This is a genomic window from Flavobacterium plantiphilum (genome assembly GCF_046000495.1).
Classification (GTDB): Bacteria; Bacteroidota; Bacteroidia; order Flavobacteriales; family Flavobacteriaceae; genus Flavobacterium; species Flavobacterium plantiphilum.
In genome coordinates this window covers 121,094-135,478 of sequence record NZ_JBELQA010000010.1, presented here as the reverse complement: position 1 = coordinate 135,478, position 14,385 = coordinate 121,094, and the positions used below count along the sequence as shown (strand labels likewise).

Genomic DNA, 14,385 nt, shown 5'->3' with positions numbered 1-14,385 from the left:
TTGATATCCAAATTTTATACTTACTATTGCACTGTTAACCAACCATTTTTTATATTTAAAAAAACCGCGAATCCATTAGGTAAGCGGTTTTTTTTTGATTAGTAATCATGAATACACAAATTGTTTAAGAATAAATTTTTATAAATCATATTTATCAAAAGTCTGATTGGAGAAATTTAATCCCAAATACATAAGTGTTAAAAAAACATTCGTGAATTCGTGGCTGAAATTTAAATAACTCCCATTTTTTTCATTAAGAAAGTAGCACTTTTATTGCGGCAAACACCTTCTCTTAGTCTGTAATCAAAATGCAGTTCGTTGTCTTGTATTTCCACTTCAAAACAATTATTACTTAAAATTTCGGGATAATCATTAGTAGTTAGACAAACTTCAATATCATGCGTCGCAATGGCACCAATGGCTTTTTTAGCAATTACTTTTTTCAGTACTTCGATGGTTCCGTTTCGTTTATCATCCGAATTTGTTCCTCTTAAAATTTCGTCCAGTAAAACAAATGCCGGCTGTTGTTCTAAAGCATCCATAATTTGCTTCAAGCGTTTGATTTCGGCAAAAAAGTAAGATTCGCTATCTGATAAAGAATCTGAAAGTCTCATGGATACTAAAACCGGTAAAGGATACACATGAGCTGCACTGGCGCACACCACTGAACCTATACCCGCTAAAACCATATTTACTCCTAAACTGCGCAAAAACGTACTTTTTCCGGACATATTAGAGCCGGTTAAAATCATAAACGACTGCGGATGAAAAGCCACCTCATTCCCTACTCTGGTTTCCGGATTTAACAGTGGATGGCTGAGATCAGAAAAATTAATTTTATAATCAGTATTCAATTCCGGGAAGACGTAATCAGGATTATTATAAGAGAAATTAGCTAAACTATTTAATTTCTCGAATTCGCCAATTACAATTAACCAATCTTCCAGAGCTGCTGCATGTTCCTTTTTCCATTGTAATAATGCTTTTAAAACATGGATATTAAACAAGAAAGTTCCATTAAATAAAGTAGCCGTAAATAAATTGGCAATAGCATCATTTCTGGAAAATAATTCGGATAATTTTTTCAAATGAACACTGGCATTTTCAGTTTTGAATTTTAGTTTTTGCTGTAAATCCAAAAGACTTTTAGATACAAATTGCTCTGTTTCTATTTTCTCCAGCAATAGACCATATTGTCCAATTAATTTATCAATATTATCTGAATTAGCAATTTCTAATTGAATTCGTTTAAAAAACCGCCCCAGAACCATCAAATTCAAAACAAACAAATACGACAAACAACTCAGTAAAAAAAGATTAGAAGTAAATAAATAACTTAGAAAAATTACAACAAAAAACAACGGACTTACATAGGAAAAAAACACCAGCCATTTAGGCAAAGACTCACTATTGAAAGTACTCCACTGCAATAATGTCTTATAACTGGATTCGCTGTCATTAGTTACTTTGGCGAAAGCCAAAAACTCCTGACGCCAGTCTAATTTTTGAGTCAGTTCCTTTACTGCCTGTTGATTATCCAGAATATCATGATTGCCTGCTATATGTAATAAATCTTTAGCGAGTGTTTTTTTTCCAATAAATGTGGCACTTCTGTTAAGATGCTGAAACAAAGAATGATTCCCAAAAATATCCAAATCATACGCATACGGATGCTGAAAATCCTGAAATTCTTCGCCATTTTCAAATGGAATTGTTTTTCTTTCCAGAAAATGAATCTCGTCCTGATTGATGCTGAATAATGCCTGAGTGATTTTTCGCTTGAACTGTAATTTCGAATGCATTCGCATCAAAACAACAAAGGCTGTAAAACACAGCACCGCTGCAAGCAATAAAGTAATTTCCTGATTTTGAAAATAATAATATAAAGCAAACAGCAACAGCACAATGCTGGAAAGCCGTAGCACACTAACAGTGTTATATCTTGTATTAATTTTGCTTAATTCGCCAGTAAAAAAATCAACTTTAGACTTATAAATATCCATAATGTATCAAATGAAATACAAATATAAAGGAGCTAAAGCTCAAATTGGCATATTTTAAATTTAATCTGCAAAATCAACAGCTAAAATTCATTTAATGGGAATGGCTAAAATAGGAATATCCAATTCTGAAGCATAATCCTGGGTGAGACTATGGTGGAATAAACTTTCAAAAAAGTTTCGTTTGTAGGTAAGCATCGCTAAAATTGAAATTTGTTTAAACAAAATAAAATCGGTGATACTTTCTTTTACATCATCACTGTAAATAACGCTAAATTCTACGGGTTCACCGGCAAATTCAGTTTCCCATTCTTTCATTGTTTCTTTTTTCACATCCGAATAACTGGTTTTGACATACACCAGTCTGACTTTTGCCTTCATTTTTTTAGCAATTGCTATAACTTCTCTCAACGCAGCTTTATCTTTAGGTCGGTAACGGGTAGTAAAAGCAATATTTTTAACCGATTTATAATGTGCTTTCAGAGGAATACTCAGCACCGGAATGGAGACATCCGAAATAACATCGGTCGTGTGGGTTCCCAGAAACAATTTAGACCAGCCTGATGCTCCTTCGGTTCCCATAATAATATAATCGATTTGGTCTTCTGCAATTGTTTTTTCAATATTGTATAATAAACTCCCATCCATTAGGCGGTGTGTCATTTTAACAGCATCTAAATTGCGTTTTTGGGCAATATCTCTAAGTTTAGGTAATTCATCCTTAAACATTTCAAACTGACTCAATTCTACTGATTCGTAAATGATCATGTAATTTTCGGGAAAATACTGATTGTCAAAAACAGGCAAATCAAAGGCATGTAATAATACCAGCTCACCGTCAACACTATTAGCAAATTCTAAAGCATGTACAAATGCGTTCGTTGCCGCTTCAGAAAAATCGGTAGGAAATAAAATACGTTTCATTTTAAACAGCTTTTAAAATTAAACATTCGGTAACTGAATTAAAGATACGATTTTAACGCTTTAGTTTCCAAAAAATTGTGGTTTTATATTCAGGCTTTCCACAATACTTCAGTAGATTTAGTACCTTTACAGCCAATAATTAAGAAAATGCTAAACAACGATTCTATAGTAGCACTGGCCACAGCTTCCGGTTCCGGCGCCATAGCAATTATTCGTATTTCAGGTCAGGATGCGATTGTAATTGCCAATTCGGTATTTAAATCCATCAAAAACAAAGATTTAACAAAGCAAAAATCCCATACCCTGCATCTGGGGCATATTATTGACGGCTCCAAAACACTGGATCAGGTATTGGTTTCTATATTCAAAGGGCCTAATTCTTATACGGGCGAAAATACCGTTGAAATTTCCTGTCACGGTTCTACTTATATCCAGCAGCAGATTATTCAGTTACTCCTTCGAAAAGGCTGTCGCATGGCCGATGCAGGGGAGTTTACACTTAGAGCTTTCTTAAACGGAAAACTGGATTTATCGCAAGCCGAAGCGGTTGCCGATTTAATTTCATCTGATAATGAAGCTTCGCATCAAATTGCAATGCAGCAAATGCGCGGCGGATTTTCGAATGAAATTGCCAAACTGCGTGAAGAACTATTGAATTTTGCTTCTTTAATCGAACTCGAACTGGATTTTGCTGAAGAAGATGTCGAATTTGCCGATAGAACTCAGTTTAACGAACTGATTAACCGCATTGAATTTGTTTTAAAACGACTGATTGACTCCTTTGCTATTGGGAACGTCATCAAAAACGGAATTCCTGTAGCCATCGTAGGCGAACCAAACGTTGGGAAATCAACACTTTTAAACGCTTTATTGAACGAAGAACGTGCCATTGTTTCGGACATTGCCGGAACAACACGTGATACTATCGAAGACGAATTAGTCATTGGCGGAATCGGATTCCGTTTCATCGATACGGCCGGAATTCGTGAAACTCAAGACGTAGTAGAAAGCATCGGAATCAAAAAAACTTTCGAAAAAATCGAACAGGCTCAGGTGGTTTTATATTTAGTTGACAGTTATGAGTTGTCCGTTGTGAGTTTGGAAGCACTAAAAATTGAGATTGAAAAAGTTAAAAACCAATTTCCCTTAAAACCACTTTTGATTGTTATCAATAAAATGGATTTACTTTCAGAAGAAAAAATTAAGTTAATTGAAACACAACTCACAACACATAACACACAACTTCAATTTATTTCTGCCAAAAACAAAGTAGGAATTGACGAACTCAAAAACCAACTCCTATCTTTTGTCAACACCGGAGCTTTACGCAACAACGAAACAATTGTGACTAACACCCGTCACTATGATTCGCTTTTAAAAGCCTTGGATGAAATCCAGAAAGTAAGATTTGGTCTTGAAACCAATCTTTCCAGTGATCTGATGGCATTAGATATTCGCGAAGCCTTATACCACTTCGGAATGATTACCGGGCAGGTGACTAACGATGAGTTACTTGGGAATATTTTTGCAAATTTCTGTATCGGGAAGTAGACGAAATCAAAATATTATGATACTAAACGATCTAATTTTGAAATGTGTCCAGTCGGTTGGTTTTCAGTATTTGGGAAACAAAATATGAAAAGTAGCACCTCCGTCTTCACTGGAACTTGCCGAAATATGTCCTTTATGAGTCTGTACAATTTTGCGACAAATGGATAATCCGATACCGGTACCTTCATAATCCATCTTATTATGGAGTCGTTGGAAAATCTTAAAAATTCTGTCTGCATAATCCTGATCAAAACCAATACCATTGTCTTTAAACTGTAAATGATAGTATTCTTTATGAGTAAGTTCAGGATATTTTTCGATTATCTTTTTTCCGGCTACAACTGCTGAAATTTGTATAATCGGTGTGATATCCGGTTTGGCAAATTTCAGGGAATTGGACAGTAAGTTACTAAAAAGTTGTACCAACTGTGATGGAATTCCTTCAATGACTGGCAAATTTTTAGTTTTAATTATAGCCCCTTTACTTGCTATGGGTAGCTCGAAGTCGGTTTTTATCGTTTCTATAATTGAGTTAAGATTTACTTCGACAAAAGCATCGTTATTCTCTGATACCTTGGAATAAGCCAGTACATCACGTATTAATTGGGTCATGCGGTTGGTAGAATTCAGTATCTTTTTAAAATAGCCTTCTGATTTTTCGCTTATATCGCCCAGACTATGGTGCAGCATTTCAAGAAAAGTACTGATTTTACGAACAGGTTCCTGCAAATCATGAGAAGCTATATAGGCAAACTGCTCCAGTTCAGCATTCGAACGCATTAAGCTATAATTCATTTCTGCCAGTTCTTTTGTGCGTTCTTCCACTGCCAGTTCAATTTTTCTGCGTGTCTCAACCTGATGTGTGACCTCAACAACTAAAATAATAACCTTAATGGTAATTCCTTCTTTATTTTTAAGCGGTATATAATCAAAAGTCAGGTAAATATTTTCTTCTATTCCGTCGCGAATAAGAAGCATTTCATGTTCTTCTGTTGAATATTTTTCTCCTGTCTGAAACACTTTATCGAGTTCGGGTTTAAAAATAGCCTCCACTTCCTTTAAGACTTCCCAATAAGGTTTAGTAGCATACTGCTCTCTTGTTTTTCCGGATATTAACAAAAAGCGGTCATTTATTTCCTCTGCCCATACAGGATCACCGCTCACCACACATATTCCTATGGGTGCAGCTGTAATTAAATCCCTAAGTTCTTTCTCTTTTGCTTCAATGATGCGTCTGGATTCTACCTGCCTGCTAACTTCAGTTGCCGTAACTATTATACCGTAAATAGCGCCTGATAGTGAAAGTGCTTTGTAAGCATAATTATAGTATCCGGTATAAGGTACGCCAGAACGTAATATTGTAATCTCTTCTTCAAGCTGATAAAAGGTTTCGCCACTGTTGTATACTTTTTCTAAACGATTTTTATGCTCTGTTGACATTAGTTCCGGTATTGCTGTGTAAAACGGCAAACCAACAACCGAACGATCCCGACCAAGAATTTCAAGCATATACTCATTAATTCTGTCAATTTTCATTTCAGGGCCTAAAAGCACTAATTTAGCTACCGGAGAATTTTCAAATATATCTCTTGAAAATAATTCAGCTTCTTCCAGTTTCTGCTTGGCTATTTTCTGTTCAGCTGCTTCTAATTCCAGTTGCTGCTTAATATTAGTTTGTTCTGTGATATCTTCAAGAGTACCATTAAACGCATAAGGCAGCTTTTCAGCATTAAATATTGCTTTCCCTTTCGCTTTTACAATAATTTCCTTCCCGCTTACCGGATTTTCAATGGTATATTCAATATCATAATTTCCACCGGATTCATAAGATAACGCATATGATATGGCATCACTGACTCTTTTTCTGTCTTTTTCAGCAATAACCTGTATGCCTGAAGATAATTGTACTTCTTCATCAGATTGTAACCCAAACCATTCCTTTAGTCTGGAATTACCTCTGAATTTATTCGTCACTGGATCCAGTTCCCAGGTTCCTAATTCTGCTGCATCAATAGCAAATTGTAACTGGTCTCTGCTTTGCTGAAGAAGATTTTCATTTTGCCGAAGCTTTTCATTAGCAGCAGAAATGATATTAAATGTGGTCATTTTTTCTGTAGTTTCCATACAGGTTACAATCACCCCTCTTATTTCGCCAAGGTCTCCATAAGCGGGACTGTAAGTGAATGTCCAGTACACATCTTCGAGCGAACCGTTTCTGTAAATAGGTACTAACATATCCTCATATTTAAAGGATTCTCCCGTAGCTTTTACTTTTTCTATAAGAGGTCCTATAAATTCCCAGGTTTCGGTCCAGGATTCCTTTCCTTTTTTTCCAATCATAGGATGCTTCCCTGCCTGACCCAGACTTGGTCTGTAAGCATCATTATAAAAGCAAAAATGATCTTCATCCCAAAACAAAAACATGGGAAAGGCTGAATGAAGAATGGTAGCCAAAGTAATATGCAGACTCAAAGGCCACTTATCCGGGCTTCCTAAAGGAGAATTTTCCCAGTCAAAATCGCGTATCAATGCTCCCATTTCTCCTCCTCCACTGAGAAAGTCTTCATATTTTTTTTTACCCAAGACCAGTTATTTAATTAGTGAATAATGATGAAAGAATTTTTACCAGGTCATTAAAACTATTAGGCTTCGTTATAAAATCAGCAGCTCCTAATTCCTTAGTATTTGCAATAGTTTCCGGACTTGCCGAAGTTGAAAATATGATTACTGGCACCGACTGGAATTGCTCAACTTTTTTAAGCCTGGAAACAAATTCCTGTCCGTTCATAATAGGCATATTTAAATCTACAAATATAACATCAGGTTGTAGTTCACTAGTCAGTAATTTTTCTAAAGCAGCACTTGCGTCTGTCATAGCTGTACATATCATCTCAGATGATATAATTTCGATGGCACTGATAAATATTTCCTGATCATCAGTATCATCATCAATCAAAAGTAAGTTTCTAAATTCCATTTTATAAAAATATAAAAAAACAGTAAATCTAAGCTATAAGCATATAATTATTTAATAACTGAATGATTTTTTATACTGTTTTTAATAAAATTTATTTTTTAGGTCTCTGTGGAAATTAAAAAATAACGGTTTTAAACTACGCCATTAGCAAACTTTTTAAAGCAACTAAGTTCATCATCGAAGATTTAGTTTATTTATTTTTTACTTCTTTTTAAATAAAGACGATTGTTTATAATTAAAGTTTTCTTAAATGGATACACACCAAAAAATATTTTAGTAATTTAATACATCTAAACTATAAACAGTTAATATTATGGAAGATATAAAAAACACAAATAACAGTCTCAAAGGAAAAAACGTTGTCATTACAGGTGCCAGTAGTGGTGTTGGTCGTGCAGCTGCAGAAGCTTTTGCCGCTCAGGGATGCAATATAATAGCAGTAGCAAGAGGTAAAAAAGGAATAGATGATGTAGTAGCATACTGTCAAACATTAAATGTTCTTGCGGTGGGTGTATATGCTGATATGTCTGTTGCCAAGGATGTTGAAAAAGTAGTTGAAGAAGCGCTTTCAATGGGTGGAAAAATTGACATATGGGTAAATAATGCCGGCGTAATGGCAAGTGGAAAATTTGAAGAAATCCCGTTGGAAATTCACCAACAGCTCATTAAAACTAATTTGTTTGGCTATATGCACGGAGCTTATATTGCACTCAAAATATTTAAAAAGCAAAACGAAGGCATTTTAATTAATAATGTATCCATTGGAGGATTTATGCCTGCGCCATACAGTGCTGTGTATTCCGCTACTAAATATGGAATCAGAGGAATGATGGAATGCCTGCAAGGAGAAATATCAAACCGAAAGCATATCCATATCTGTAATCTGTATCCGCAGTTACAAAACTCTACCGGTAATTTACATTCAGCCAAATATTCCGGTTTTGATATCTCCATCCCTTTTATTGCTTCAGACCCACGTGATACCGCAGCTGCAATGGTAGATTTAGCAAAACATCCCAAAAAAGACAGTTTTCCTGATTTAAGAGCCGCCGCTCTGACAAAGACTTATAAATTATTTCCAAAACTTATTATGAATTCAGCATCTGCAGCACTGCGAATGAAAATGAAACTGAATAAAAACAAAGAAAATGACCCCGGAAATATAATAACAAATTCTAAAGAGCCTTTACGGGTGTACGGAAATCCGCCGTCAAAAACAACTCATAAACTCGGTCTGGCTTTATTTACAGGAATTGGTATTGGTGTTGCCTTACTGTTAATGGGCAGAAAGACCAGTTAGAACAAATACGTAATGAAGCAATCATAACCCAAAGGTTTCCGCATTGTAAAATATTACCGGAAGCAACCTTGCTATTGCTGATTTTTTGTTCTGCCACTGTTTTTGTTAAATTTACCATAACAATTTTTGTTAGCTTTTTTGCTCAATTAAACTTTATTCCTAATTTAGGCAACAGATTGAAAATGAGTTTATATTTTGTTATTACAACTAAACTATAAGCATTACAACTAAACTTTAAAATATGTACATTTGCAATTCATACACTAATTTTTATGGAAGAAAATAAAGACATTACTATCTACGATATAGCAAGCAAGTTAAATTTAGCAACATCCACTATATCGAGAGCCTTAAAAGACCACCATTCAATTAGTGAAAAAACTATAAAAAAAGTAAAAAAAACTGCTGAAGAAATGGGATATGTTCCTAATACTTTAGCAGCAGGATTACGCGGTAACAAAACAAAAACAATAGGCGTATTAATTCCTACTGTAACACAACCTTTCTTATCTTCGTTAATTAGTGGTATAGAAATAACCGCACAAAAGTCAGGTTATAATGTTATTATTATGCAATCCAATGACTCCTATGAGGCAGAAGTCAGTATGGCAAAATCATTATACGGGAGCAGAGTTAGTGGTGTAATTTGTTCATTAGCAATGAAAACAACTGACACTTCTCATTTTCAACAATTTGTAAGCAATAATATACCTTTAGTCTTTGTGGACAGGGTTCCAAAAGAATTTAATACATTTAGGGTAATCATTGACAATTATGCTGCAGGTTTTAAAGCTACAGAACATCTTATAGAGCAAGGATGCACCCGAATTGGGCATCTCACGGCAGGATCTAAATTTGGAAATTTATATACCGAAAGAATGCGGGGTTATTTAGACGCACTTAAAAAACATAATTTATCTGAAAGTAAAGAACTCATTGTAGACCTTCAGACGGTTACCTACACCGAAGGTGTAAAAGCAAGTAATAAACTACTGAGCTTAAAAACTCCCCCTGACGGAATTTTTGCTTCAGGAGATATTATGGCGGTAAGTGCTATACAAAGTGCCAAGAAAAAAGGAATGAGAGTTCCGGAAGATATTGCAATTATTGGTTTCAATAATGATCCTATTTCAGAAATTATTGATCCTAATTTGTCTACAATTACACATCCCGCAGCTAAAATGGGACAAATTTCGGCCGAAATTATTTTAAAAAACATAAAATCTCCTAAAAAAGAAGATGTTAAAGAAATTACTTTTTTAAATACCGAAGTACTAATAAGAGAATCTTCTAAAAGAAAATAATTGAAAAAAAACTCATTGACAAATTGGATTATCAATGAGTTTTTTATTTACTTTTTTACTTCAAAAGGAGTCGAAGGTAAACCATCTTTAGAATATAAGTTAGCTTCATCCGGATTATTATCCCAAGCATATCGGACTACAGTGGGATTGCTTATTTTATCATTCCAAACTTCCACTTTATCTCCAATTATCTTAGCATTTGCCCAAACAAAGTGTTTACCATCATTGGAAATCGCAAAAGATTTTAATTCTGTTCCATTTTTAGCAATCAATCCACCGCCAATATTTTTAAAAGTAATAATCACTTTATCTTTTTCAAACACAGATTGTAAGGGCATCGGACTTTCGGCATTTAAACTCTTTTCTCCATAAGCTATTTTACGAGCCAACAATGCCAAACGGTTTCCAACGTCTTCTTTGTTTAAAGGATGAATATCATTCCATTCCCCCAAATCGATAGCAACAGCCATAGCCGTATTAGGAACACTTAAAGATTCAAGCTGTGCTTGTCTTAAAACAGCCCAATTGCTTTCTCTTGGTTCGGCATAAGTTTCCATATAATTAGGCAATTGAACATATAAAAAAGGAAAGTTTCCTTGCCCCCATTTTTTTCTCCAATCCTGAATTAAAGCAGGCAATGCTTTAGCATACATTTTTGGATTTCCCGCATTTGATTCTCCTTGGTACCACAACACTCCTTTAATTTTTAAATTAGTCAAAGGTGCTATCATCGCATTAAACAATCCCTCGGGTTTCCAACGAATAAATGTTGGCCCTTGCAAAGGTTTCATTGTAGCTCCTAATTTATATTTCCAAGTCCCTTTTAAATCAATGGTATCATTACCTACAGCCAGAAAATAAGGCTTGTCTTCTACAAAACCACCTCTGCCTGAATTATTGATTACTCTAATCGAAATAGTATTTTTTCCTTCTTTCAATACATCAGCATTGACATCATATCTTCGAGGAGGATATTGATAACTTGTTGTTCCAATTAATTGATCATTTACATAAACAAAATCCTGATCTACTATACGTCCCATGAATAATTTAGCTGGCTTACCAACCATAGCTTTTGGAACCTCAATTTCTTTGCGAAACCAGACTACTCCATTTACATTTCCTAATGAAGAATCAGCCCAATAGGCTGGTATTTGCATCATATCCCAATCTTTATCATAAGTTCCCGCTAAATCCCAGTGATTTCCCAAACCCAAATCGGTTTTATTCAATAAATTATACCAGTCATCATTTCTTTTTTTGTCACCAGACTCAATCTCTTTGATTAACTCTTTATTTTTAAATTTTTGACTTTCCTGATACGCTTCCGGAAAAGCCTTTAAGGCATCTTCACTCAACCAGGATTCTATAGGAGAACCACCTAAAGCTGAATTGATCAAACCAATAGGAATTTGCTCTTTTTCATATATTGCTTTAGCAAAAAAATAAGCAACTCCAGAAAATTCAAGCACCGTTTTTGGATCTGCTGAAACCCATTCCCCCGCATCTAAATCGGTTTGTTCTTGGCTAAAATCATATTTATCAAGCACTAAGAATTGTCTAATATTAGAATTTTTAGCATTCTTAATTACGGCACCATATTTTTCTTTTAGACGTTCCATTGGCAACTCCATATTAGATTGCCCTGAACAAATCCAAACATCACCAAACAAAATATCTTTTACTTTGATTTCATTAGTTGCCTTAAAAACCATTTCATAAGGTCCACCTGCTTTTTGGGCAGGAAGTACAATATTCCAATTCCCTTCTGCATTTGCTTTAGCAGTATATGTTTTAGCTTTAAATTCTAATTGAATGGATTCATTTGGCGCAGCCCAACCCCAAATTTTTACTTTTTCATTTCTTTGCAAAACAACACCATCACTTATCAATTTTGGTAATCTAATTTGAGCAACCAAGGAACCCACCTGCACAAAAAATAAAGCTATAAATAAATTTTTGATTGTTTTCATTGCGTTACTTTTATTAGATTACTTCACATTTACTACTAATTCAGCCATTTTTGGCGCACCCAATTCAAAACTTCTTTTCATTGGACTGGAACCTCCTACATAAATTTTAAATTCTCCTGATTCTATTGTTTTTGAACCATCCATTTTCACAATTTCAAAAGCTTTTGGTGTCAACTGAAAAGATACTTCTTTAGATTCGCCTGCCTCTAGGCTAACTCTTTTGATTGCATTCAATTGAAAATTCGGAACATCAACTGAAGCTTTTAAATCGGAGACATACAATTGTACTACTTCGTCTGATTTCACCTGACCTGTATTGGTCACTTTTACTGTTACAGTTACGTCTTCTTTTTTAGAAATTTTATTTTTAGAAATTTTAGCTCCACTATAAGTAAAATTAGTATAGCTCAACCCAAAACCAAAAGGATACATTGGGTCAACATTCATGTATTTATAGGTTCTGCCTTTCATAGAATAATCCTCAAAAGGAGGCAATTGATCTAAAGATTTTGGGAAAGTGATTGGCAATTTTCCCGAAGGGGCAACTTTTCCAAAAAGAATATCCGCTACTGCGTTTCCACCCTCTTCTCCCGGATACCAAACTAGCAAAACAGCATCGGCTAGTTCTTGCACTTCCGCTAAATTAATAGGGCTACCTCCAGTAATAATCACTACTATTGGTTTTTTATTTTCCGGCTTTTTATTAGCTGTTTTTCTTAAATCTCTAAGGTATTCTATTTGATTTTCAGGTAAATCATAATTCAATCTGTCTCCCGCTGAATTAGAATCTATAGAATCGCCTTCTTCTCCCTCCAAAGTACTAGAAACACCTAATACAACAATAGTTACATCACTATTTCCTGCATTTCCAGTAGCATAATTAATAGGGTTTATCGAAGGTTTATTCAGCATAGCACCTAATCGGTATTCTAATTTACTTTGTGGTTTTATAGCCGCAGTAATTCCTTCTAATATTGTAACCATATTAGGATTTATTCCATAATAATTTCCTAAAAGCACTTCTGTACTGGAAGCATTAGGACCTGTAACAAAATATTTTTGGAGGTCATTTCTCAATGGTAAAATACCATTATTTTTCAACAAAACTATACTTTTTTGCGCCACTTCTTTGGCCAAAGCTCTATGTTCCGGACTATTAACCACTTTATAAGGTATGGCATCATAAGGATTGCTTCCAATTTTATCAAACAAACCTAGCTTGAATCGTGTTTTTAAAAGAGTGCCCAGTTGAGCATCTATTTCTTTTTCTGTAATCAAGCCTTTGTTTATTGCTTCAGGCAATGCATCATACGAATTTCCACAGTTCAAACTAACACCACTTTTAACTACAAGAGCTGCAGCTTCAGCTTTGGTAGTAACAACTCCATGACCGCCTTTATCTTTAGCAGCAAAAAAATCTGCTATTGCGCCACAATCAGTTACTACGTGCCCTTTAAAATTCCATTGTTTTCTAAGAACATCGGAAATTAAATATTTATTAGAACAACAAGGCTCTCCATTAGTACTATTGTAAGCACACATCACTGACTCTACTTGAGCCTCTTCGACTAAAGATTGAAAAGCAGGCAAATAAGTTTCCCATAAATCTTTTGCAGTAGCTTCGGCATTAAACTCATGTCTTAATTTTTCCGGTCCGCTGTGTACTGCAAAATGTTTGGCGCAAGCTGCTGTTTTTAAATAATTTGGATTATCCCCTTGCAAACCTTTTACGAAAGCAGTTCCTATTGTTGAAGTCAAAAAAGGATCTTCTCCATAAGTCTCTTGACCTCGCCCCCATCTTGGGTCTCTAAAAATATTAATATTGGGTGTCCAAAAGGTCAATCCTCCATACTGAAAATGATATCCTTTGTCATTAAACACATTATACATTGCTCTTGCTTCATCGGATATTGCAGAAGAAACCCGATACGCTAAATCACTATCAAAAGTGGCTCCTAAACCAATAGCTTGTGGAAAAATAGTAGCCACTCCTGAACGTCCAACTCCATGCAAAGCTTCATTCCAATAGTCATAAGATAGGATATTTAAACGTTCTATTGCCGGAGTACTATTCATCATTTGACTTACTTTTTCTTCTAATGTCAATCTTGATATTAGGTCCTGTACCCGCTCATCAATAGACAAAGATGTATTATAAAAAGCCATTGATTGATTTTTATTAGCTGTTATTTGTCCTACGCAACAAAAATCAATAAACAACAACAATACCAAAACGAAATACCTAGAATTAATCCTCATAACTTTATCATTTATCAGTTTTTTTAATGTTTTTATTACGAATATAAAAAAAACACAGTAAAATTTTTTTTATATATTCTAATGTTTTACTTTTACG

At 34.7% G+C, this 14,385-nt stretch carries 9 protein-coding genes; 3 read left to right on the top strand and 6 right to left on the bottom strand.

What is annotated here, in order from left to right; translation table 11 throughout:
* Positions 1 to 230: 230 nt before the first annotated feature.
* Together ABS764_RS15585 and ABS764_RS15580 are read right to left on the bottom strand one after the other, a co-directional pair.
* Positions 231 to 2,003 carry a MutS-related protein gene (locus tag ABS764_RS15585; protein WP_408082722.1) on the bottom strand — a complete coding sequence of 591 codons (1,773 nt, stop codon included), beginning with the start codon at positions 2,001 to 2,003 and terminating at the stop codon, positions 231 to 233.
* 87 nt (positions 2,004 to 2,090) lie between these two features.
* Positions 2,091 to 2,924, bottom strand: a complete 834-nt coding sequence (locus tag ABS764_RS15580; RefSeq protein ID WP_408082721.1) for a universal stress protein — start codon at positions 2,922 to 2,924, stop codon at positions 2,091 to 2,093.
* Between the two features lie 147 nt (positions 2,925 to 3,071).
* On the opposite strand from ABS764_RS15580, the gene mnmE reads away from it, so the two are divergent.
* Complete coding sequence (gene mnmE / locus ABS764_RS15575; RefSeq protein WP_408082720.1) at positions 3,072 to 4,475, top strand: tRNA uridine-5-carboxymethylaminomethyl(34) synthesis GTPase MnmE; 1,404 nt, start codon at positions 3,072 to 3,074, stop codon at positions 4,473 to 4,475.
* Between the two features lie 63 nt (positions 4,476 to 4,538).
* Here the strand turns inward: mnmE and ABS764_RS15570 are convergent, their stop codons facing one another.
* Together ABS764_RS15570 and ABS764_RS15565 are read right to left on the bottom strand one after the other, a co-directional pair.
* Positions 4,539 to 7,058: an ATP-binding protein gene (locus ABS764_RS15570; protein WP_408082719.1), complete on the bottom strand. Its 2,520-nt coding sequence runs from the start codon at positions 7,056 to 7,058 to the stop codon at positions 4,539 to 4,541.
* Positions 7,059 to 7,068: 10 nt separating this feature from the next.
* Positions 7,069 to 7,452, bottom strand: coding sequence for a response regulator (locus ABS764_RS15565; protein ID WP_408082718.1), 384 nt, complete (start codon positions 7,450 to 7,452; stop codon positions 7,069 to 7,071).
* 313 nt (positions 7,453 to 7,765) lie between these two features.
* On the opposite strand from ABS764_RS15565, the gene ABS764_RS15560 reads away from it, so the two are divergent.
* Together ABS764_RS15560 and ABS764_RS15555 are read left to right on the top strand one after the other, a co-directional pair.
* Positions 7,766 to 8,752, top strand: a complete 987-nt coding sequence (locus ABS764_RS15560) for an SDR family NAD(P)-dependent oxidoreductase (protein WP_408082717.1) — start codon at positions 7,766 to 7,768, stop codon at positions 8,750 to 8,752.
* Between the two features lie 272 nt (positions 8,753 to 9,024).
* Entirely contained in the window at positions 9,025 to 10,056 is a 1,032-nt protein-coding gene (locus ABS764_RS15555; RefSeq protein WP_408082716.1) for a LacI family DNA-binding transcriptional regulator, read from the top strand.
* A gap of 47 nt (positions 10,057 to 10,103) precedes the next feature.
* Here ABS764_RS15555 and ABS764_RS15550 read toward each other — a convergent pair whose 3' ends face one another.
* Complete coding sequence (locus ABS764_RS15550) at positions 10,104 to 12,029, bottom strand: sialate O-acetylesterase (protein WP_408082715.1); 1,926 nt, start codon at positions 12,027 to 12,029, stop codon at positions 10,104 to 10,106.
* An 18-nt stretch (positions 12,030 to 12,047) separates the two neighbouring features.
* Positions 12,048 to 14,288, bottom strand: coding sequence for a glycoside hydrolase family 3 C-terminal domain-containing protein (locus tag ABS764_RS15545; protein WP_408082714.1), 2,241 nt, complete (start codon positions 14,286 to 14,288; stop codon positions 12,048 to 12,050).
* Between the last annotated feature and the right edge of the window lie 97 nt (positions 14,289 to 14,385).